General features: G+C 57.8%; 15 protein-coding genes and 2 pseudogenes. 8 read left to right on the top strand and 9 right to left on the bottom strand.

Going from position 1 to position 22,678, the window contains the following annotated elements; all coding sequences use genetic code 11:
* Positions 1-179 precede the first annotated feature (179 nt).
* Entirely contained in the window at positions 180-458 is a 279-nt protein-coding gene (locus tag AB4O16_RS04405) for a hypothetical protein (RefSeq protein ID WP_460158110.1), read from the bottom strand.
* On the opposite strand from AB4O16_RS04405, the gene AB4O16_RS04410 reads away from it, so the two are divergent.
* Positions 397-2,100: a BCCT family transporter gene (locus AB4O16_RS04410; RefSeq protein WP_460157106.1), complete on the top strand. Its 1,704-nt coding sequence runs from the start codon at positions 397-399 to the stop codon at positions 2,098-2,100. The genes AB4O16_RS04405 and AB4O16_RS04410 overlap by 62 nt on opposite strands.
* 74 nt (positions 2,101-2,174) lie before the next feature.
* On the opposite strand, the gene AB4O16_RS04415 is transcribed toward AB4O16_RS04410, so the two are convergent.
* The gene (locus tag AB4O16_RS04415; RefSeq protein WP_460157107.1) at positions 2,175-3,083 is read right to left on the bottom strand and encodes a LysR substrate-binding domain-containing protein; all 909 of its coding nucleotides are present in this window, start codon (positions 3,081-3,083) and stop codon (positions 2,175-2,177) included.
* Between the two features lie 558 nt (positions 3,084-3,641).
* Between AB4O16_RS04415 and AB4O16_RS04420 the strand changes: the two genes are divergently transcribed.
* Positions 3,642-3,920, top strand: coding sequence for a DUF2790 domain-containing protein (locus AB4O16_RS04420; protein ID WP_160390292.1), 279 nt, complete (start codon positions 3,642-3,644; stop codon positions 3,918-3,920).
* Positions 3,921-4,200: 280 nt separating this feature from the next.
* Positions 4,201-4,854, top strand: coding sequence for a hypothetical protein (locus AB4O16_RS04425; protein ID WP_460157108.1), 654 nt, complete (start codon positions 4,201-4,203; stop codon positions 4,852-4,854).
* A gap of 61 nt (positions 4,855-4,915) precedes the next feature.
* On the opposite strand, the gene AB4O16_RS04430 is transcribed toward AB4O16_RS04425, so the two are convergent.
* Both AB4O16_RS04430 and AB4O16_RS04435 read right to left on the bottom strand, forming a co-directional pair.
* Positions 4,916-5,215, bottom strand: a complete 300-nt coding sequence (locus AB4O16_RS04430; RefSeq protein ID WP_460157109.1) for a hypothetical protein — start codon at positions 5,213-5,215, stop codon at positions 4,916-4,918.
* 185 nt (positions 5,216-5,400) lie between these two features.
* Positions 5,401-6,042, bottom strand: coding sequence for a response regulator (locus AB4O16_RS04435; protein WP_460157110.1), 642 nt, complete (start codon positions 6,040-6,042; stop codon positions 5,401-5,403).
* A gap of 247 nt (positions 6,043-6,289) precedes the next feature.
* On the opposite strand from AB4O16_RS04435, the gene AB4O16_RS04440 reads away from it, so the two are divergent.
* Positions 6,290-11,152 carry a HAMP domain-containing protein gene (locus tag AB4O16_RS04440; RefSeq protein WP_460157111.1) on the top strand — a complete coding sequence of 1,621 codons (4,863 nt, stop codon included), beginning with the start codon at positions 6,290-6,292 and terminating at the stop codon, positions 11,150-11,152.
* Positions 11,149-12,303 (top strand): ATP-binding response regulator, encoded by a 1,155-nt coding sequence (locus AB4O16_RS04445; protein WP_460157112.1) that lies wholly within the window; start codon positions 11,149-11,151, stop codon positions 12,301-12,303. Before AB4O16_RS04440 ends, AB4O16_RS04445 begins: the two co-directional genes overlap by 4 nt.
* Positions 12,304-12,476: 173 nt before the next feature.
* Here the strand turns inward: AB4O16_RS04445 and AB4O16_RS04450 are convergent, their stop codons facing one another.
* The 3 genes from AB4O16_RS04450 to AB4O16_RS04460 are packed head-to-tail and all read right to left on the bottom strand — an operon-like array spanning position 12,477 to position 16,554.
* Positions 12,477-13,469: a thioesterase, FlK family gene (locus tag AB4O16_RS04450; protein WP_160390298.1), complete on the bottom strand. Its 993-nt coding sequence runs from the start codon at positions 13,467-13,469 to the stop codon at positions 12,477-12,479.
* Positions 13,466-15,079: a class I adenylate-forming enzyme family protein gene (locus AB4O16_RS04455; RefSeq protein WP_160390299.1), complete on the bottom strand. Its 1,614-nt coding sequence runs from the start codon at positions 15,077-15,079 to the stop codon at positions 13,466-13,468. The genes AB4O16_RS04450 and AB4O16_RS04455 overlap by 4 nt, the downstream gene beginning before the upstream one ends.
* A 50-nt stretch (positions 15,080-15,129) precedes the next feature.
* Positions 15,130-16,554, bottom strand: a complete 1,425-nt coding sequence (locus AB4O16_RS04460; protein WP_460157113.1) for a purine-cytosine permease family protein — start codon at positions 16,552-16,554, stop codon at positions 15,130-15,132.
* A gap of 143 nt (positions 16,555-16,697) precedes the next feature.
* On the opposite strand from AB4O16_RS04460, the gene AB4O16_RS04465 reads away from it, so the two are divergent.
* The 3 genes and pseudogenes from AB4O16_RS04465 to AB4O16_RS04475 form a co-directional block, all read left to right on the top strand.
* A complete protein-coding gene (locus AB4O16_RS04465; protein ID WP_160390301.1) occupies positions 16,698-17,615 on the top strand; it encodes a LysR family transcriptional regulator in 918 nt (305 codons plus the stop codon).
* Between the two features lie 332 nt (positions 17,616-17,947).
* Positions 17,948-18,283, top strand: coding sequence for a hypothetical protein (locus AB4O16_RS04470; protein ID WP_178120835.1), 336 nt, complete (start codon positions 17,948-17,950; stop codon positions 18,281-18,283).
* Positions 18,284-18,592: 309 nt separating this feature from the next.
* Positions 18,593-18,709 (top strand): annotated as a pseudogene (locus tag AB4O16_RS04475) (magnesium chelatase subunit ChlI family protein); the annotation flags it as partial.
* A gap of 20 nt (positions 18,710-18,729) precedes the next feature.
* Here the strand turns inward: AB4O16_RS04475 and AB4O16_RS04480 are convergent.
* On the bottom strand, positions 18,730-19,944 hold the full coding sequence (locus AB4O16_RS04480) for an aldose 1-epimerase family protein (protein ID WP_460157114.1): 1,215 nt from the start codon (positions 19,942-19,944) through the stop codon (positions 18,730-18,732).
* A 169-nt stretch (positions 19,945-20,113) separates the two neighbouring features.
* Positions 20,114-22,622, bottom strand: a pseudogene (locus AB4O16_RS04485) (putative bifunctional diguanylate cyclase/phosphodiesterase).
* Positions 22,623-22,678 lie beyond the last annotated feature (56 nt).

Here is a 22,678-nt window from a genome sequence, read left to right on the forward strand (position 1 = left end):
TTGCTGGCACGAAAGGAAATACGCGGCAGGTCTGGGCTGCTGCATGGCGGCGAGTTTCGGCAAGAAGAGGAACAGTCGACAAACGATTTTTTAGGCATACATTAATGACTATTAATCATTAATGTAAAAAGCACTTTTGCTGATACGGTTCAGTGAACGCGGGAAAATACAGACCATCATTACGGCCCGATATTGATGATCAAATGTAATGACATGATGAGGATAAATGAGTTGTCGGCCGCCTGTGTCTCCACCATTTTGTTGCCACATCTCGAGCCTTGATCGCCTCGAGATTTCCCTGAGGTGCGAATCACCGGCAGCTGGCATCCGCCAAGACCGCCCCGCCCTTCACCCGGCAACATCCACAACCCTTGAACAATAATAAAAGGGGAAAAAATGCGTGCAGAATCGGGCCTTCTCAAAGGTCTCAACCCGAGTGTAACGTTGGCTTCGATCACGACCGTGGTCCTGTTTGTGCTGTTCTGTGCGTTCATGGATGAGCAAGCGGCAAAAGCCTTTGAAACAGCGTCGACCTTCATCCTGACTAACTTCAAGTGGTACTACCTGGCACTGCTGAGCGGTGTGCTTTGCCTGTTGCTGTACATCTCCCTGAGCCGCTTCGGCACCCTCAAGCTTGGCGCCCACAACGATCAACCCGAGTTCAGTTTTGGCTCCTGGATTGCCATGTTGTTCAGTGCCGGCATGGGCATCGGCCTGATTTTTTGGTCGGTCGCCGAGCCCATGCTGCATTACGCCGACAACCCGTTCTCCAAGGGGCTGACGGATGAAGCCGCGAGCATGGCCATGCGCATCACCCTGTTCCATTGGGGCCTGCATCCCTGGGCGATTTTCACCTTGATCGGCTTGAGCCTGGCTTACTTTGCCTATCGCAAAGGCTTGCCCCTGGCGCTGCGGTCCCTGCTCTACCCGCTGATTGGCGACCGGATCTACGGTTGGATCGGTCATGTCGTGGACATCATGGGCGTGGCGATCACCGCATTCGGTGTCTCCCAATCGCTTGGCCTTGGCGTTGCGCAGATCAACACCGGCCTTCACCAGGTCTTTGGCCTGCCCGTCAGTGTCGGGCTGCAGCTGTCGATCATCCTGGTCGTCACCATCATCGCCTCCATTTCACTCCTGGCCGGCCTCTCCAAAGGAATGAAGCGGATATCGACGCTCAACATGTACATGTCGATCCTGTTGATGCTGGTGGTTCTGCTGGTGGGTCCGACGCGCTACATCCTCAACCTGATGTTCGAGTCGACCGGGGACTACGTGCAAAACCTGGTCGGCTTGAGCCTGTGGATGGACACGCAGAAAGACACTCAATGGCAAAACTGGTGGACGGCGTTCTACTGGCCGTGGTGGATGACCTGGGGGCCGTTCGTTGGCCTGTTCATCGCACGGATCTCCAAGGGGCGGACCATTCGCGAGCTGATCGTAGGTGCCCTGGTGGTCCCCACGATGGTCACCATCCTGTGGATGTCGGTCTTCGGTGGTGCCGCGTTGAAGAGCGAGCAAACCGAGCGCCAGCAGTACCAGCAGGCCGCCGCCAGTACCGAACAGGTCACGGAAAAGGCCACGTTCGAAGGCGGCACCATTCTGCTTGCGACCAAGAAAGAACCCACGGCGGCGATGTTCACCCTGCTCGGCAAACTCGACGGGCCGTTGATCGGTGGCGCGCTTTCGATTTTCGTCTGCCTGCTGCTCGCCGTTCACTTCGTTACCACCGCCGACGCGGGCACCCAGGTGCTCTGCACATTGAATGCGATGGGCAGTACCAATCCGCCGAACTGGATCAGATTGCTCTGGTGCATTCTCGAAGGTGGCGTGGCGGCGGGGCTGCTCCTGGCTGGCGGGCTCAAGGCCATTCAGATGGCGAGTATCGCCGCGGGCCTGCCTATCGCGATTCTGATGACGATCATGAGCTACACGCTGATTCGCAGCCTGCGTGAAGAGCCATTCGGCGCCTTGCCGCACCCGCCGCCGGCTGGCCGCCTGCCGGTTCAGGAGCAAGCCCACGAGAGTGTCTCGCCACTGGGTGGTTCCATTCTGGGCGGGGCTGCGGATTCATTGCTGACCGCTCGAAAAGCCGGCTGACACCAGCCAGACACGCTGCCAAATAAAAAGCCGTCAGTGCAAGCTGACGGCTTTGTTCATTTCAGGACGACCCTTTATCCCTGGATGGAAGGCAGCCCCATCAGCCAGTCACGAAACAGCTTCACGCTTTGTCGCGGGCCGCGTGTACTGAGAGGCTCGAGCAGGCAGAACTTGGCGTTTGTCTGCAGCACGATATCGTTCGGCCGTACCAGCCCTCCCGTGCTCAGCGGATCATCGACCAGATTGTTCCAGGCCAGCGCAACGCCCTGCCCGCTGATGGCCGACTGGATCAGCATGCTGTAGCTGTTGATGTTGATCCGGTGTCTGGGCGCAACCGGTGTCTGCTCCAGACGCTTGAACCACTCCGGCCAGCCGATCCAGTCCCGCTGCGAATCCTCGAGCCACAGCCAGGTACAGGACGACAGCCCCTCGAGGGTTGAAAGCTGGGGATGTGTGGCCAGGTAGGACGGACTGCACACCATGAAAATCTCTTCCGAGAACAAGGGTGTCACGTCCAGGCCTTTAGGGGGTGCACCGCAGTAATACAGCGCCAGGTCGCAATCGAGCCTGGCGTAGTCCTTCACATGATCGATCGCAATGATCCGCAGATCGATCTCCTCATGCTGACGTTGAAACTCGGCAACCTTGGGCAGGAGCCAGAGCGAGGCCATTGCCGTGCTGGTGGCAACGGTCACCTGCTGATCCCCGCGCCATTGCCGAATCTCCCCCGTGGAGCGAGCCAGGCTCTGCAGACAGTCGCGAACCGTTTCGTGGTACTGGGCCCCGGTCGGCGTCAGGTTGATGGTCCGGGTTGTCCTTTCGAACAAGGTTTTGCCGAGATAATCCTCGAGCAATCGCACCTGGCGACTGATTGCGCCCTGGGTGACATTCAGCTCTTTGGCGGCAAAGGTAAAACTCAAGTGGCGGGCTGCAGCCTCAAAGGCAATCAAACTGTTGAGCGGCGGAAGAGGCTGAATTTTCAAGGGGCTTAAATCCACTGATTCTTGTTTTTTTCGGTCGCTCCATTCTAGTGATTCGCAGGCGCTCAGGCGCAGGTTTTATGCATGGACGGCGACAAGTCTTCCGGTCACTCCCCCTTTCGAGTAACCCGGCATGGTGATAGGCGTCACCCTGCAACCGCAGTCCCATGCGATTGATTGCATCCGCACGCGCTCTTGGAGCACCGCATTGGTGATGTGGTTTGCGAGCGCCATCGGGTGCTGCCGATTGCATTGTCTGAGTGCTGAAGTGATCGATCCGGGTCCTTCTTCACTGTCAGAAATCGTCCAGTACCTGACACTTCTTCCTGGGTAAAAATCCGTCATGACATGTCATGACCTCTTCCAAAAAGGGACTTTGACCAACAAATACGGGGGTTAAAGGACGAATGGTCAAGAGGCGTCAAGCGCGGGGAATTGCCGGGAGTTTACAGCCACTACAGGCTTTTCAGGAGGGCACGTTCGTCGTTGTCAAGTGAACTTCACTTTAACGACGTGTCACATTAAGTCCATGTCAAGCAAACGCAGTGGAGGTACAGTCTTATGAGCATGACCACGATTGTCAGTGCAGTAATTTCCAGTCTCGCACCCAGCGTCTTCGACCAGAACAGCCTGATGGAACCCGGCGCGCATATCTCAGCCGTTGAATACCACTACGGAATGGACATCGATGTGAAACGGGTGCTGCAGCGCACCGATACATCCGACAAGACCGGCGTGGTACCGGTGACCCTGGTCTACGAAGACAGCGAGGGCGAAGTCCACAAGATCCGTTTCCTCGAATGGGGTGGCAGCACCGCCGACCCAACCAGCATTGCCTGATCAACCAGTCGATCGAACTCCGGGCCTCGCCGCCCACCCCAGAAGCGGAAGTTAAACCTCATAGGCACTCAGTGCGGATGATGTTTTTTGTTACCTGAAAAATGGACATGATCGAATGACTGAAAGTTCATTCGCGAAACCCACCATTATCTTGATGGCGTAAATGCCGCAAGATTAATTGATAACAATTGCTGGATCTAAATGGCAGTCAGCAACGGCAACTTCCAATAAAGCCGTATCGACAGCCACGTTGATTCACTATTGAAGCCAAGAGGTAACCATGGATCTAAGTATGTTCTCTGCGTCCACCGTGGAATATACGCGTTTGGGCGTTGTATATTTCCATCTTATCGCCTGCTGTGTGGCAATCGGGCTTGTATTGACCAGTGACGTTGCAATGGTCAAACAACTCCTTAAAGGGGATGTGTCGGGTCACCACGATGACGCACACATGGAAAGCCTGCAAAAAACCGTAGTGCTCGCACTTGTAGCCCTTTGGATTACCGGCATTGGTATTGTCGGAATCGATTATGCCGGCAAAGGGATGGAATATTTCCTCAATCCAAAACTGCAAGCAAAAATCGGCATCGTTGTGCTGTTGACCTTTAACGGCTACCTGCTGCATAGCGCGGTATTGCCGGCACTAAAAAAAGCCGGTTCGTTACTCAAACTTTCCTTCACCCTGCGCATGCTCGCGCTGTTCTCCGGCGCACTCTCTGGCGTGTCGTGGTTCTATGCCGCCATGCTTGGTGTCGGTCGTCCGCTGGCCTGGAAGTACTCGCTGGTCGAGTTGCTGGCAGCCTACCCGGTACTCATCGTCGGTGGATTTGGCGCGATGGTACTGCTCACCGCCTGGGCCAAGGACCGAGACACCGAAGCGCGCATGGGCCACGGCACCAGGACTACAGGAAACGCCGCCCTGGCTGGATGGTGAAGTCAGCTTGAGCTTGAACAAGGACGTTCAGCTATCCCCCAGCCGACATGCAGACCGGCGACTATCGCTTGCCCTTCATGCAGACTACCGAAAGATAAACGCCCCATAGCAACCCAACTACGGCAAGTATCAGCTCCGGACTGAGAATGTTCTGATCGGCCGGTGTCACCAGGATTTCGCTGTAGAGGCACATCGCGCCCGCGATCAACGCCATGAAGTAGCCGGTCCGGTTCCTGGTCCGGCGCAACAGCAGAACCTTTTTCAAACCCTCGTCTTTCCATTCCTGAAGGGGCATGCGCTGGATCTCTTCCAGCAGCACTACGCCCCACAGCAATGCGCATAACCAATAACCTATCATCATGGCTCCCTTCAGTTAGAACCCTGATTCAACATCAGTGTTGGCGAACTGCATGATTAAACCGAGGGGTAAATATGCTTGATTGCAACGGCCAGCGCTATCGACGTTAGCAGGACTTCCTTGTGGCGTTATCGGCCAGGCGCTTGTAGTGATTCCACTACACGCTTACCGCAGAGAGTGAAGAATGTTTAAGTCAACAGGCCGTTTTCGAGTGCATAACGGGCCAGTTTCGCATTGCTGTCCATCCCTGTTTTTTCCAGGATACGTGCCCGGTACGTCGTCACGGTACTCGGGCTCAAGTGCAATATCTGCGCGATGCGCACGATCCTCTCACCCGAAGCGAGAAGCTTCAGTACTTCTAGCTCCCGGTCCGATAGCGCTTCGTGGGGGGCCGCGTCGCCTCCGCCGATTGCGTTGACCAGTTTCTCCGCAAGCTCGGGACTGACGTGCTTGCCGCCCGAGGCCACCTTGCGCACCGCCGCCACCAGGGTCGCTGCGGAAATGTCCTTGGTCAGATAGCCCGCTGCGCCCTGCTTGATTGCGCGTAACGCATAGGCCTCGACCGAATGCATGCTCAACATCAGAATCGCCAGCTTGGGCTTGTGCGCTCGCATGAGCTTGAGGAGTTCGAGGCCGGACTTGTCGGGAAGCTGGATATCGACCAGCGCCACGTCGAAATCCTGCTCCCGGACCAGGAGCATTGCGTCCTGTGCCGTCTCGGCCTCACCCGTCACGTCGATCTCGCCGGCAGTCTCCAGCATGCGGCGCACGCCGCTGCGCACGATGCTGTGATCATCCACCAGCAAGACTCTGGTTTTGTGGTCAATCATTGGTATTTCCCATTCGCACCCGCAGGGCCCTGGCGCACTTGTGCATGCCCACGTTAGCAGGCGCAGAGCACGCTTGCACCTTTGTCGCAACGGCCTGCTCCCGGCCAATTTCCCCGGAATCCGGGGCATTGCGCCAACCTTGCTAGTATTTCGTAAGCCAACGTTCGGTACTCGGCATGGTCAATACTGCAATGCCGGCTCCTGCATGACGCCTTGCGCGTGGCATCCATCCTGACTGGACATCGACATGGCCACAGTGACGACACCGACCGAAGCTTTCGACATGAAGACCTTGCTGGCAGCGCTGAAGGCGTTGCGCAATGGTGATTTCACCACGCGCATGCCGCAGGACTGGACCGGCATGCCGGGCAAGATCGCCGACACGCTCAACGAGATCTTCGACATGGCGGCCGACACCGCCACCGAATTCGAACGCGTGGCGCGACTGATCGGCAAGCAGGGCATGGTCGATGAGCGTATCCAATTGCCGATGATGAAAGGCTCATGGCAAAAGATCGTCAACTCGAGCAACGCACTCACCAGCGACCTCATCAGCCCGATGACCGAGATGATTCGGGTCATCGGTTCGGTTGCCGAGGGCAATCTGAGCCAGCAGGTACCACCGGTGCTCGACGGCCTGAGACTGCGGGGCCAGTTCCTCAAATCCGCCAAAATCGTCAATACCATGGTGACTCGCCTGGGCTCCTTCGCTTCGGAGGTCACCCGCGTGGCGCGCGAAGTCGGCACTGAAGGGATTCTCGGTGGGCAGGCCAATGTCAAAGGCGTGTCCGGCACCTGGAAGGACCTGACCGACTCCGTCAACGACATGGCCGCCAACCTGACCACCCAGATGCGCAACATCGCTTACGTGACGACCGCGGTGGCCAAGGGCGACCTGGGCAAGACGATTACCGTCGAAGTCAGGGGTGAGATTCTCGAGCTGAAAAACACCATCAACACCATGGTCGGCCAGCTCTCGAGTTTCGCGGCGGAGGTGACCCGCGTGGCGCTGGAAGTCGGTACCGAAGGCAAGTTGGGCGGTCAGGCGGAAGTGCGCGGCGTATCAGGCACCTGGCGCGACCTGACCGAATCGGTCAACGGCATGGCGGCCAACCTGACCACCCAGGTGCGCAACCTCGCACAGGTGACGACAGCGGTGGCGCGCGGCGACCTCGGCAAGAAAATCACCGTTGAAGCCAAGGGCGAGATTCTCGAACTGAAAAACACCATCAACACCATGGTCGACCAGCTCTCCAGCTTCGCCTCGGAGGTGACCCGCGTCGCGCTGGAGGTCGGTACCGAAGGCAAACTGGGCGGACAGGCCGAAGTCACCGGCGTGTCCGGCACCTGGAAGGACTTGACCAACTCGGTCAACGGCATGGCGGCCAACCTGACCACCCAGGTGCGCAACATTGCCGACGTGACCACGGCGGTGGCCAACGGTGACCTGTCACGCAAGATCACCGCCGAAGCGCGAGGTGAAATTCTGCAACTCAAGGAAACCATCAACACCATGGTCGACCAACTCTCGACCTTCGCCGACGAAGTGACGCGCATGGCTCGCGAAGTGGGGACTGACGGCAAGCTCGGCGGCCAGGCCAGGGTGACGGGCGTCGCTGGCACCTGGAAAGACCTGACCGACTCGGTCAACAGCATGGCGGCCAACCTGACCAATCAGGTGCGCAACATCGCCGACGTGACCACGGCGGTGGCCAAAGGCGACCTGGGGCGCAAGATCACCGTGGAAGCCAAGGGCGAAATCATGGAGCTGAAAAACACCATCAACACCATGGTCGACCAGCTCAACAGCTTTGCCGCCGAAGTGACGCGGGTGGCCCGTGAAGTCGGCACCGAAGGCAAGCTCGGCGGACAGGCTCAGGTGCAAGGCGTGTCCGGCACCTGGAGGGACCTGACCGAAAACGTGAACTTCATGGCGGCCAACCTGACCAGCCAGGTGCGCGGCATCGCCAAAGTGGTGACCGCCGTCGCCAACGGTGACATGAAGAAGAAACTGACCCTGGAAGCCAAGGGCGAAATCGCCGAACTGGCCGACACCATCAACGGCATGACCGATACGCTGGCGCTGTTCTCCGACCAGGTGACCTCGGTGGCGCGTGAAGTGGGCGTCGAGGGCAAGCTGGGGGGCCAGGCGAACGTGCCGGGTGCTGCCGGCACCTGGCGCGACCTGACCGACAACGTGAACGGTCTGGCGGCCAACCTGACCAACCAGGTGCGCGCAATCGCCGACGTGGCGACGGCCGTGACCAAGGGCGACCTGACTCGCTACGTGGAGGTGGAAGCAAAGGGCGAAGTGGCGGAACTGAAGGACAACGTCAACGAGATGATCCGCAACCTGCGCGAAACCACGCGGCAAAACGCCGAGCAGGACTGGCTCAAGAGCAATCTCGCGAAATTCAACCGTCTGCTGCAGGGCCAGCGCGATCTGGCGGCGGTCTCCAAGATGGTGCTGTCTGAACTGGCGCCGCTGATCAACGCCCAGCACGGTGTGTTCTACATGATGAACGAGAGCCCGCCCGATCCTGCGAAACTCATCCTGCTGTCCGCTTATGCGTACAAGGGCAACATCAATGTGAACGATGAGTGGCGGCTCGGCGAAGGCCTGGTCGGGCAATGCGCCTACGAGAAGCGGCGCATCCTGCTGACCGATGTACCCGCCGATTACGTGGCGATTTCATCCGGACTGGGTGCGGCCGCCCCGCTGAATATCATCGTGTTGCCGATCCTGTTCGAGAACAAGGTCAAGGCCGTCGTCGAAATGGCTTCGTTCACGCGCTTCAGCATCATTCATCAGACCTTCCTCGATCAGCTTGCCGAGTCGATCGGTATCGTGCTCAACACGATCGAAGCCAATATGCGCACCGAGGAACTGCTCAAGCAGTCGCAATCGCTGGCTCAGGAACTGCAAAAGCAACAAGAGGAATTGCGCCAGACCAACGAAGAACTGGGGGACAAGGCTGGACTGCTGGCGGAGCAGAAAGCCGAAGTCGAACGCAAGAACCGCGAAGTCGAAATCACCAAGCTGTCCCTGGAGGAGAAGGCCGAGCAGCTGACGCTGACCTCGAAGTACAAGTCCGAATTCCTCTCCAGCATGTCCCACGAGCTCAGAACGCCCTTGAACAGCTTGCTGATCCTCGCCCGGCAGCTCAGCGACAACGCGGAACACAATCTCACGCCCAGGCAGGTCGAATATGCCAAGACCATCCGTAGCGCGGGTAAAGACCTGCTGGAGCTGATCGACGAGATTCTCTATCTGTCCAAGATCGAGTCGGGCACGGTCACACTGGACCTCAATGAAGCGCGGTTCGCCGACCTGCACGAGCAGATCGAACGGACCTTCCGGCCGGTCGCCGAAAGCCGTGGCCTGACCTTCACGATTGAACTGGCGCCTGCCCTGCCCCCCGTCATCCGGACCGACGAAAAACGCCTGCTGCAGGTGGTCAAGAACCTGCTGTCCAACGCCTTCAAGTTCACTGAGCAAGGCAGCGTGAAGATCCGCATCGAACCCGCTGTGTCCGGGTGGAGCGTGGACAACAGCGAGCTCAATCGTGCCGATGCAGTCATCGCCTTCGTGGTCACCGATACCGGCATTGGCGTATCCGCCAGCAAGCAGAAGCTCATCTTCGAAGCGTTCCAGCAAGCCGATACCGGCACTTCACGAAAATACGGCGGCACCGGCCTCGGCCTGTCGATCAGCCGCGAGCTCGCACACCGGCTGGGCGGCGAGCTGCGGCTGCTTTCCGGTGAGATCGGCAAGGGCAGTACGTTCGCGCTGTACGTGCCCTTGCGTATCGAGGATGCCCAGCATCAGACGCTGGACGAATCGACGACAGAGGCAGTACCCGGCCAAGTCAGGCGCGACCTCGTCTCGAGCCCGTCGGCACAGATACTGGACGACCGCGAGTCTGTCCAACCCCGGGACCAGGTGCTGCTGATGCTCGAGGGCGACGCCCGATTCGCCGGCATTCTGCTCGAAGCCGCGCACCAGAAGGGGTTCAAGGCTATCGTCACGACCCGTGGCGCGCAGGCGCAGGCGCTTGTCGAGCGCTTCAAACCCGTCGCGATCACGCTGGACCCGGGCCTGACGGACATCGATGGCTGGGCGCTGCTCGAGCAGTTGAAGCGCAATTTCGCCACGCGGCACATCCCGGTCCAGATCATCTCGAGCGCTGACGACCACACACGCGGGCTGCGCTATGGCGCTTTCGACTGTCTGCTCAAGCCAGTCACCGCCGACGAGATCGAAAATGCGCTGGTCGGCATCGTGAAGTTCGCCCGACGCAAGAGCAGGAACCTGCTGCTCATCGATGGCGACGACGGCAGCCGCGCGCGCATCCTCGATCTGCTCGGCAACTCCGACGTGAAGATCGAAACGACCGCCAGCGGCGCGTCAGCCTTGAAGAAACTGGCAAAAAAACGCTGCGACTGCATGGCAATCAATCTCGAACTGCCCGACGCATCCGGCCTCAAATTTCTCGAGGTGTTGTTGCAAGACCCCGCCATGCGTGAGTTGCCGATTGTCGTCTATGGCGCAGAGACACTGACCAAGGCCCAACAGGAGCGCTTCAGGACATTGCTCGGCAAAGGCGTCATCAAGGCGGTTCAGTCACCCGAGCGCATACTCGACGAAACTGCACTGTTTCTACACCGCGTCATCGACAGGCTGCCGCCGACCCAGCGCAGGATGCTGGAAAAACTCTATGAAGGTTCGGACAGTCTCGAAGGTAAAACGGCCCTGGTGGTCGACGATGACGTGCGCAATATCTTTGCCCTGACCAGCGTGCTGGAACGCTACAAAATGCAGGTGGCCACGGCCGAGAACGGTCGAACCGCCATCGAACTGCTGCAGCAGCAGCCCGACACCGACATCGTGCTGATGGACATCATGATGCCGGAGATGGATGGCTTTGAAACCATGCGCCAGATCCGTACGTTCAAGCGATTTGAAACCCTGCCCATGATTGCGCTGACGGCCAAGGCGATGATGGGTGACCGTGAAAAGTGCATCGAGGCAGGCGCCTCGGACTATGTCAGCAAGCCGGTGGATACCGACCAGCTGCTGTCACTGATGCGCAAATGGCTCTATCGATGACGAAACGGCAAAAAAATATGCAGCAGGAACCCCCGGTATTCAATGAGAGCGCCCAGGCGCGGCACCCTCTCCCGCCTGATGGCGTGCCAGCGTCGGTGTTGCTGGTCGATGACAATCCCGCCAAGCTCACGGCGCTCGCCGCGGTGATTGCCGACATGGGCCTGGACATTGCCACGGCGACATCCGGACGCGAGGCGCTGCGTCTGCTGCTGCAGCGTGACTTCGCGGTGATCCTGCTCGACGTGAAAATGCCGGTGATGGACGGTTTTGAAACCGCCTCACTCATTCACGGCCGCCCGAAGTCGGCCCACACGCCCATTATCTTCGTCACGGCGGAGGCCGACACGGATTCCGAGCGTTTTCGCGGTTATACGTCCGGGGCCGTGGATTACATCTTCTCGCCGATCGTGGCCGAGGTGCTTCGCGCCAAGATCCAGGTGTTTGTCGACCTGTTCTACTTGCAGCGCACACTGACGATGCAGACCGAAGAATTGCTGCAATCGAAGCGGCAGCTGCGCGAACTGGCGTCCTATCAGGAGCACATCAAGGAAGAAGAGCGAAAACGCATCGCCCGCGACATCCATGACGAGCTGGGACAGAGTCTGCTGGCGTTGCGCATCGATGTCTCCATGCTGCAGGCGCGTACCGTTACCCGGCACCCCAGGCTCAACGAAAAGGTCAGCGATGCCCTGAATCACCTCGATACTGCCATCCGCAGTGTCCGCAGTATCATCAATGATCTTCGCCCGCCGGTACTCGACCTGGGCTTGCAGGCAGCGATCGAATGGCAACTTGAAGAGTTCCGGCAGCGCAGCGCGATCGATTGCACGATGTCGGCAAAAGACGAAAACTTTCGCTGCGACCTGCATGAAAAGTCCGCCACCACACTGTTCCGCATCGTCCAGGAATCGCTGTCGAATATCGCTCGTCACGCGCAAGCGACACAAGTGCATATCGAGCTCTCCAGGGAGGGTCGCCGGCTTTACCTGCAGATCAAGGACAATGGCGTCGGCATGACCGATCGCAAAAAATCGAACTCGTTCGGGCTGGTGGGAATGAAGGAACGCATCAGCATGCTGGGCGGGGAATTCACGATCGACAGCGCACCAGACAAAGGAACGAAATTAACCATATCGCTGCCGCTCGACTGAACTGGATGGTTCTGAAATTTCCCGTGCCTACCCGTCGCGACAGGCAGCAATCGGCCATAAGCAGTCAGTCGACTTGCTCCCGGGTATGAATTGAGGAGCGGTTCGTCAAATGAAGCAATACAGAAACCTTCTCACTCTTTAAGCCTGATTCAACGCTCCTCCATCGCCAGGGACTAATTGTTCTGACCGTTACTCTGGGCTAGATAATCTCCCATCATTTCCAGCCGATCATTGCCCCAGAACAGCTTCGAATCGGCGATGAAGGTCGGAGCACCGAAAACGCCTACCTGCACGGCTTGATCGTTGTTAGCCTCCAGTGCCAGTTTGAATCGCTCATCGGAAGCAGCTTGAATAGTTGCACTTCGGTCCAGGCCTGCTGCAATCGCCAGATCGCCGAGGATCTCCAGGTCGCTGATATCCCGGTTTTCACTCCAGTAAGCTCGCATCACGTTGAAGATGAACTCCACGCCCTTTCCCTTCTCGATTGCATACAAGCTGCAACGCAAAGCTCGGGAAGGCCGCAATGGAAACTGAGGGTGGTAGCTTAGCGTCAAGCGTCTCAGTCGAGCCCAATCCTGCAAATCCTGCTGAAACCACCGCACAAATGCTGGCGATGCTTCCAGTGGTCGCCGCCCCCCGATGTGATCGATCAGGTTAGCCAAGTGCATAGGCCGCCAATGAATCGCTCGACCATGGGCAGCGGCGATTTCTCGCAAGCGCGGCATAGCCAGGTAACACCATGGACTGTGAAAATCGAAAAAAAACTCAATTGGCTCGCCCGCGCTGATCGGTTGCGGTATGGAGAAGCGGTTGAGGTCGACCCTCACTCGTTCGTGATGGCCGCGCATCACTAACCGCCCTTGTTGGCTCGCGCTCACCGCGAAACTCAACGTGCGGCCCTTGGTCGACTCCAGCACGGCTTCGCACTGGACCTCAATGCCCGGCCAGGCCGGGCTCAAATGCGCAATATCCACTTTAGTGCCAACCGTGCCCCATCCCGGAACGCAGAAAGCCTGAACGCCACTGCCCGCCGTTTCCTCCAGCAGAGCAATAAGTGCCGGCGTAGATACCACCTGCACCCCGGCATTACCGATGGCGGCAGCCGTCTGTTGAAGCCCTGGTACGAATGCGCAGTGATGCCGGTGGCCGATGATCGGTGTGCTCATGGCAATTCCTCCAGCTGCATCGCCATGGCTTGGGCTTTCAGCTCGCGCTTGAGTATTTTTCCACTGGACGTCATGGGCCATTGGCAGACCTTGAACACCCTGGATGGATGCTTGAACCCAGCGATTTTTCCGGCACACGCTTGCTTCACCTGCGCAGCGGAGAGCGCCCCACCCAACTCGACCGCCGCGGCGACCACTTCGCCGTAGAAAGGATCCGGCATGGCAAATACAGCGATTTCGGTGATCGCCGGGTGGCCGCGTAGCAGGTTCTCCACCTCCACCGGGTAGATGTTCTCGCCACCGCGGATGATCATGTCGCGTAACCGTCCTCCCACAAGTTCCACTCGGCCATCGGCGGTAACGCGTCCGAGATCCCCCGTCTGCATCCAGCCATCGAGGTCGATACAACGAGCAGTCTCCAGCGGGTCACGATGATAACCGAGCATCACCATGGGCCCGCGCACCTGAACCTGCCCGGTCTCACCGCAGGCCAGCACCTGGCCGTTGTCCGGATCACACACGCGCACCTGCATGCCTGGCAATGGCATGCCGGCGGTGGTGAATCGCTGCGCACTCTCGCAACTGTCTAAAGCGATAAGGGTGCTGGCTTCGGTCTGGCCGTACACCTGCACCAGGCCTGGAATCGGGAACGCAGACGCGCAGCGTTCGAGCAAAGCTGGGTCGCAATCGGCACCACCGCAAGTACCCGCCCGCAACGAGCCAAGGTCGTACTGTGTTCGTCGCGGGTGCTCCAGCATGGCCAGATAAGAGGTGGGAACGCCCGTCAGCAGCGTACAGCGCTCGGCCTCCACGAGGTGCAACATTCGCTCGGCATCGAAGGCACTGACCCCCACATACGTAGCCCCTGCGGCCAGCGCTGAGAGCACATTCATAATGCAGCCCGCGCAGTGGAATAGCGGAATGATGGAAGTCCAGCGATCCTCGGCGGTAACGGCCAGCCGCGCAACGGTGCCTCGTGCATTCATCAACATGCCTTCGAAGCACAGTTCAGCGCCCTTTGGCCGCCCTGTGGTGCCGGAGGTGTACTGGATGCTGGCCAGCTCGCGAGGCGACCAGGGCCACGCCTGAAATGGCAGCTGCGGTCCTTCGCTCATCAGTGCTGTGTAACTCCAGCAATTCTCAGCGTGAAGCTCAGGTCCGTCGAAGCAAATCACGTCGCGCAGAAGGGGTAACCGGTTACGAGTGTCCAGTGTCATGGACAGATAGTCACTGGAGCGAAAGCGCGCGGAAAGCAAGATCGCCACCGACTGACTGTGGTCCAGCACATGCAGGAGGTCGTCCTCGCGAAAGTGCGTATTAACCGGCACCAGCACCGCACCAATGGCAGCGATGGCGACCTGCGCGATTGGCCATTCGATTCTGTTTTCCGCCCACAATGCCACCGAGCTGCCGGGTTGAATCCCGCGCCGCCGCAAGGCACAGGCCAGTGTCTGGGAAGCAAGCAACCATTGGCTGAAGGTCAGCCGCTGAGGTATGGAGTCAAATACGAGCGCCTCCTTGTCCGGCCAGCGGTTCGCGCAGTGCAACAGCATTGCGTATGGGTCGCCGGGCAAGTTTTCGAGTGCGAAGCGGGATTCATCCGATGTCATGAAAAGACTACCTGAGAGTGGAGTGAAGGCTGATTGGATTGGCAATCCAGTTAGGCTTTGCTGTCGAGAGCAGGCGTCAGGGACGGTGGCACCCTGGCGGCCATTCGCCGACTGACCAGGCAATAAAGCATTCCGGTACCCAGCAGGCCGACCACCCAGGAAACATCTGCATAGTTCAGCGCACGGGCGACCGGTCCGGTGTAGAAACCGCTGGAAATGAACGGCAACTCCATCAGCACCCCACAGCAGTAGGTGGCAATAACCGGCCAGTTCCAACGGCCATAGCGGCCAGCGGGATCATTGAGAGCTGCCAGGTCATAGCGCGTGCCGTTGACGAAGAACACGTCGGCCAGGCTGATAGCGCTCCAGGGGGTGATGAACGCCAGGAGAAAAATGAGGAAGGAAGAAAACGCACTGATAAAGCTGTGGGAACCGGCCAGGGCAATCAGCACTGCAACGGACACCATTCCCAGCACATAGATGAAGCGATGGGCCAGAGACACTTTGCTGACGCCGCAGAACGCGCTGACAATGGTCGCGCTGGACATGTAGCTGCTGTAAGCGTTGAGGGTCATCATGGTGATCTTGCCGAAGCCGACCACCAGATACAGGATCGTGGCCAACACACCCGTCGAGCCCAGGCTGACGACAAACTCTACCTCATGGCCCGAGAAGGCGGTTCCGGCGAGGGCTGCGGCAAACACACCGAAGGTCATGGCGGCCTGTGATCCCAGTACTGTGCCCAGCGATGCAGCCAGAAAGATCTTCAACTTGGACGTCTGACTGGGCAAATATCGGGAGTAGTCCGCTACGTATGGCCCATACGAAATCTGCCAGGCGGCTGCCAACGAGATCGAAAACACGAAGTTGGCAGCGACGAAGTGACGATTGTCGAGCAGCGCATGGATATCGTGCCGGGCCAGCAACGCACCGAACATGTAGATAAAGGCAACGACGCCCACCACGCTGGCTACTTTGGCGATGGAGTGGATGGTGCGATACCCAAGGGTCGCCAACAACAGGGTTACCAGGCCGAACAGAATGATGCCCTGCCAGTCCGCGATCGATAGCACTTTCGCCACCGATTGACCGGCCAGCAACGTGCCGCCCGCCGAGAACCCCACGTACAACAAACTCACCAGTACAAGCGGAATGACCGCACCATAGACACCGAACTGCACGCGACTGCGGATCATCTGTGGCAGGCCAATCGCCGGCCCCTGGGCGGCTTGCAGGCCCATGACGATGCTGCCAAGTACTTGGCCTATCAGAAGGCCAATCAACGACCAGAATACATCGCCTCCCAGCACCACCGCCAAAGCCCCGGTGACGATGGCCGTGATGTTCAGGTTCACACCCAGCCACAGTGTGAACTGACCGAATACGCTGCCATGGCGCTCGTTTTCCGGTATGTAATCGATGGAGCGGGTTTCAATTACCGACCTCGGTGCAACAGGCGCAGTTGAACGAGCCATGGGCGAATCCTCGATATTGTTAGAGCAGCATCTGCGCCAGATCAGCGCGTTTTTTGGAAGGACACAGGCTGTGGATGGACTGAGGTTAAGCGGCGGGGTATATAATTAAAAATATGCACTGTTGATACAGCGAATTAAAAATAATGATTCACTTCAGCCTTCGGCAAATCGAATATTTTGTAGCAGCGGCCCAATGTCGAAGTACTGTCAATGCGGCGAAGTCGCTGAGTGTGTCCCAACCCTCGATATCAAACGCGATTGCGGAGTTGGAAGCCTTATGGGATGAGCGCTTGTTCGTGAGGATTCCAGGGAAAGGGATCGAACTCAGCTCCGCCGGAACCCGCCGTTATCAGCAAGCAAGGCAGCTACTGCAAAGTGCCGCGCAGCTCTCTGCCAAGGAGACTGATAGCGTGGTGGGGGACCTTTCGGTGGGTTGCTTTGCAACGTTGGGCGCGCGACATGTCCCCACCATGGTCGAGCGCTTCAAGCAGCGTTTTCCTGAGGTACGAGTCGCCATTGTCGAAGGTGACACCGAGGAACTGATCGAACGGGTGGAGCGCGGCACCCTTGATTTAGCGCTGATCTATGACATGAACCTGGCTCGTAAGGTCAAGCTACAGGCGGTGGGACTGCAATCACCTTATGTGCTGCTGCCCGAAGGGCATCATCTGACAGCAAAAGCCAGCTTGTGTATTCAGGATTTGCAAACCGAGCCCTTCATCCTTCTAGACCTGCCTCACAGTCGCGACTATTTCCTGTCACTGTTCCGCTCGGGCGGTGTAGAGCCCAATGTCATTATGGAGTTGCGCTCGGTGGAAATGGTGCGCTCACTCGTGGCACATGGGCACGGAGTGTCGATTCTCGTCACTCGACCCGCTGGAGACTTGAGCTATGACGGGCGACCCATCGTGTGTCGCCCATTTGACGCTAGCATCCCACCGCAACGAGTCGTGATCGCCTCGTCGCAAACCCAGAACCCATCCCGCCCGGCTGAAGCGTTCGTGGTGGTGATGCGCGAACTGTTCAATGAAGCCGATACGCTTGAAACCTCGACGATCTGATGAAGGTTTTTGATTTCTCCGCCGAGCTATTTTCAGAAGTCCGTTGCGGAGCAGTTTTCCGCTGGTGAACGACAGCTATGGGTCGACTGCTGCCCCTCGTGACGGGCAGCAATCGGCCAGAAGCACTCATTCAATATCGGATTTTGTTTTGCCAGACAGATTGGGAGCGATTCAGGCTGGCGTTACATTGCGAGCCCAGAAGATCTCTTGGTGGAAAACAGCGACGCTTCCCTCAACGCCCCTCAGGCCCAATGATAGAATCCTGTTTTGAAAAAGGAGTTTCATCTGTGGAGGCTGGAAAAAAGAGTTGCCCATATTGCGCGGAAGTCATCATGGCTGAAGCCATCATCTGCAAACACTGCAAATCTGACCTCGGGCAAAAAATACGCATCCCACCGGGATGGCCACTACCGTCAGAAAAGAGAATCGGCCTGGACAGCAAGATCGTCATCGGAATCATTATCGCCATCACGTTGTGCCTGGCTTTCGGCTTTTACGTCAGCAACACATCGCAAGACAAGGAAATAACGCAGGTCCGAGAGGCCGCCGAACGATGCCGCGAGGAAGTAAACAGCTACTCCGGGCCGGCAGTCGGGAAAAACGTTATCGCAGAAGTTTGTCGAAAACTGGAGGTCGAACTCCGCAAGAGTTTGGGCCACGCGCTATAGGAAAAGCCGATTCCGAAGCCCGCCATTGAGCGGGCTTTTTTACCCTTGGCACCAGGCAACAATCGGCCAAATCAGTTGATACTGAAAGGCAGCTATGGGTCCAGGCTGTGTGAAAACACATGCACCGTTTTGAAGTCCGCGTTTCTACGTAAAATCTGCCAGCGTTTGGTTGTCCAGCCGCTCTGAAATTTGCATAGGATCGCGTTTTTCGTTGCGATCCTGACGGTCAAACTCGCTCTAAAACGTTTTCACACAGCCTGGGTCGGTTACTGCCCTTCGCGACAGACAGAAAACGGCCAGGAGCGGACAGTGACCAAATCGTTGCGAGCAGCCCATCGACTGCTCAAGGTCGCGCGCACGCTGGCGGACCTTGAACAAGCCGAGGGGATCAGAGGCGAACATTTGGCCGAGGGCTGCAACATCCGCCGACAATGCTCCAGCCGGTGTCACCCCTTGGTCAGATCAACCAACGGCGTCTGCCGCACCTCAGTCTCCCGCCCACCCTGAATTTCGCTCACCTGCTTCAAGGCCTTATCCACAGCCGCCTTGTCCGCCAACAAGCTGTAGCTGATGCGGAACTGCTTGTGTTCCTTCGGCCCAATTGTTGGCACCAGGTTCAGTGGCCGCTGATAACGGCGGTTGTAGGAAAAACTTGTCCCCGGCTCCAGCCCCGTGACATAGCCCTGGCCTTGGGTATCGGTGTTTTTCCACAGGGAAAACACGGGCAGTGTCTGGGTATTGAAGCCGACCGAAACGCCCAGGCTGCCGGCCTTGTTATGCAACACGGTCAACGTATCGCCCTTGGCATCGGCATACGGCACCACGTTGTAGACCGTTTCGTCGTAGTCCCTGGTCGGTGCGCGGTAGGTTTGCCAGTCGGGCAGATCGCCCTTGGCCTTGTCGTTGAACGGCGATACCTGTTTCACCGGCGCGGCGAAACGAGCGCCCTCCTCCAGGAACGGGTTGCTGAAGTTACTGTGATACAGCGCCTGGTATTCCTTCGGATAGTCGCCGTTGTTGGTCAGGGTGTCGTTGAGGGCGAACACGACGCTGCCGGATTCGGTGACCAGTTCGGTCGCGACGGAGAAGTCTACCTTCTTGAACGCCTGCTCTTTCAGTTCGCCGCGCAGGGTGATGGCGTACGGTGGTTTTTCATCGATGTGCAGTGTGACTGTGTTCGCAGGAATGTTGGCGGCCCGACCGTGCAGGGTCAGCAGTTCGCCGTTGTCGACGCCGGGGTGGCCGACCCATTCGTATCCGCAGCGGGTGACCAGCTCATTGAAACCTTCCAACCAACCCAGACCACCGCGACCATTGAGTTCGATGAAGGACGGATTGACCACTTCCTTGACCGGCGAATCCCAGCCCATGCGCACATTGCCGACCGATGCCTGCAAGACGTTCATTCCGCGAGTCGGCACTACCGAGAGTTTCATCGTGCCGTTATCGATGTCGACGATGCTGACGCCCTCCTGCCGACCGCCGTGCAAGGTGCGCAGGGTAACGCTGAAGGGTTTGTCGGTTTTTATGCCGAGTTGCTCGCTGGTGATCTGCCAGTTCTGCGCGGCTTTGTCGGTGTCGAGCAGAACGTAATCCCAGGCCATGGCGTGGGAGGCACCGGACAGTGCGCTGAAGGCAACAAAGAGTTTGATCGGGGTCATGGCAGCAGCCTTTCTTGGAGTTGTGCCATTTTTATAAACTTGATGAAACGTTTCAGCAAGCTAAAAAAGCGACCCAATGACGACGAGGCTGGCAGCGTGCAGCGAGCGCAGGGCAAACACGGTAATGTCACTGATAGCCGAAAGCGGACGTTCCCAGGCACCTGCGAAGTTATGGCGATTTAGTCTTGGTCCTGGAAATCAGTGCTCGCCATTGATCTTTCGTGAACATACGCCTCAAATTGTTCGGCTGGCAGTGGCGGGGAAAACAGGAAGCCCTGGTAGGTCTGGCAGCCATGCTTGAACAGAAAGGTGCGCTGAGCTTCTGTCTCCACACCTTCTGCAATCACCGAAAGCCCCAATATCTGGCTCAGGCTCACAATCGCGCAGGCGATGGCGGCGTCGTTGGGATCAACCAGCACATCCCTGATGAAGGACTGGTCGATCTTGAGTTGATCCAGCGGAAGGCTCTTCAGGTATGACAGTGACGAGTAGCCGGTTCCGAAATCATCCAGCGAAAGACCTATGCCGATCGATTTCAACTCGATCATTTTGGCGACAGTACTTTCCATATCCTCTACCAGCAGGCCTTCGGTCAGTTCCAGTTTCAACTTCTTCGGATCGGCCCCCGTGCATCTCAGTACTTGCAGTACCTCCTCGACGAAGTCCGGATGGTGAAACTGGCGGGCGCTGACATTCACAGCCATACCCAGTCGGGCGGTATGCGAATGCTTTGCCCAGGCAACCAGCTGAGTGCAGGCAGCCTGCAGCGCCCAACGGCCTAACGGCAGAATCAACCCCGTTTCCTCTGCCAATGGAATGAACTCTCCTGGAAACACGACTCCGCGCTCGGGATTCTGCCATCTCATCAGTGCCTCTGCGCCAATGATACGGCCCTCACTATTCACCTGCGGCTGGTAATGAAGAAGGAATTCGTGGTCCTGCAGGCCTCGGCGCAAGTCCACTTCCAGTCTGGCGCGTGCCGTGGCAACCGCCTGCATTTGCGGATCGAAGAAGCGCATGGTATTGCGGCCCGCCGCCTTCGCGCGATACATCGCCAGGTCAGCGCGCTTCATAATATCGTCCACCGTGCTCATCTGCCCCTGGAACAGCGCAATGCCGAGGCTGGGGGTGCTGTGGTGCTCATATCCATCCAGCTGGTAGGAAATGTTCAGAGCGTCGAGAATTTTTTCGCCAATAGCCTTGGCCTGGATAGCTGCGTCTGGAGGATTCTCATTCAGGCCGTCCAGCAGGACGACGAATTCGTCTCCGCCCAGGCGAGCCACGGTGTCGCTCTCGCGTATGCAGCCGCAAAGGCGCAGAGCAACTTGCTGCAGCAACATGTCGCCTCTGTCATGCCCCAGCGTGTCGTTCAGTGCCTTGAAGTTATCCAGGTCAATGAGAATGATCGCGTTCGTATGCAGGCTACGGGGGCTGCCCGCCAGCAGATGCTGTAACCGGTCCAACATGAGCCGCCTGTTGGCCAACCCGGTCAACTGATCGTAGAAGGCCAAACGCTGGACCTCTTGCTCAGCGGTCTTGCGGTGGGTGATGTCAGTATTGATCGACAGAACGGATTGCGGCTGGCCATCATCGTCTCGCACCAGTGTTCGATGACTATCGAACGTGATGGTGCAGCCATCCCTGCGTCGAAGGGTAACTTCGTCCGCCCAGTCACCCGTTTCGATCAGGCTGTCAGTGGCCGCATTGAAAGCGGCGCTACCCTGGTAGATCAACTCCTGTGCCGATTTGCCGAGTGCCTCTTCCTTTGACAGACCGTAGAGACGCTCGGCACTTTTGTTCCAGTACAGGATGCGGTTATCCATCCCGTGAACGACAATGGCGTCCTGGGCCTTGTCCAGCAGCGATGCCTGCTGGCGGGCCTGCTTCTCGCTTTCGCGCAGCACTGCCAGATAACCTTCCCTTTCGGCTGCCTGCGACTCCATTTCGCGCCTGATCTTGCCCCCGTAGATAACGGCCGCACTGACCATCAGTAGCACGAACAGCATGATCGCGTATTCGACCCGGCGCAGTTCTTCGACCGACTCAAGCTCCTCCTCCAGAAGCTTGCTTTGCACCAGGCCAACGCGATCACGCACGGTACTGAGTGAGGCGAGCAACAGGGAAAACTTCCTGTCCATCGTTGCCATGCGTTTGCCGGCATTATCCGACTGCCCTTCCCTGAAGTAGGAAAAGATCAGCAAGGCCTCGTTCACCATTTCGACCATCGCGGCATCAACGGCACCCACCTCATCCTTCAATGCAAGGATAAAGGCCTGGATATCTGCACTGTGTTCAGCCTCATTGGCGATCCGTGCTTCCAACTGTTTTTTGGTCATTGCCAAATGCTCGTTGAAGACGCGCAAGGCTTCATTCATGTTCCGCGATTCGGCTTCAACATTATGTGTATCGAACACATTATTGCCCGGCGCATTGACTGTGGAAGCCAGGCTGCCCAGCGTTGAATAGCTCGACAGCTGTTGGACCCACGACTGGTTTGCCTTGATGGAGCGGTGATAGGTATCGACGATCAGGTGATTCAATAGCACGCTAAGCACAACAACCAGTACGTCGAATCCCGCAAGAAAAAAGTACATGCGGTGCCATTTGGTCGAGCGCGGCTTATTCAAACGGGTGGGTATGGCTTGCTGTGCGGCGCTTTTATCCCTGAAAGAATCCATTTCACAATCTCCAAACATAATCCTTCTAAATTGAGCAATAGAAGCGGTATTCGGAA

The sequence above is a fragment of the Pseudomonas sp. S2_H10 genome, assembly GCF_054668285.1.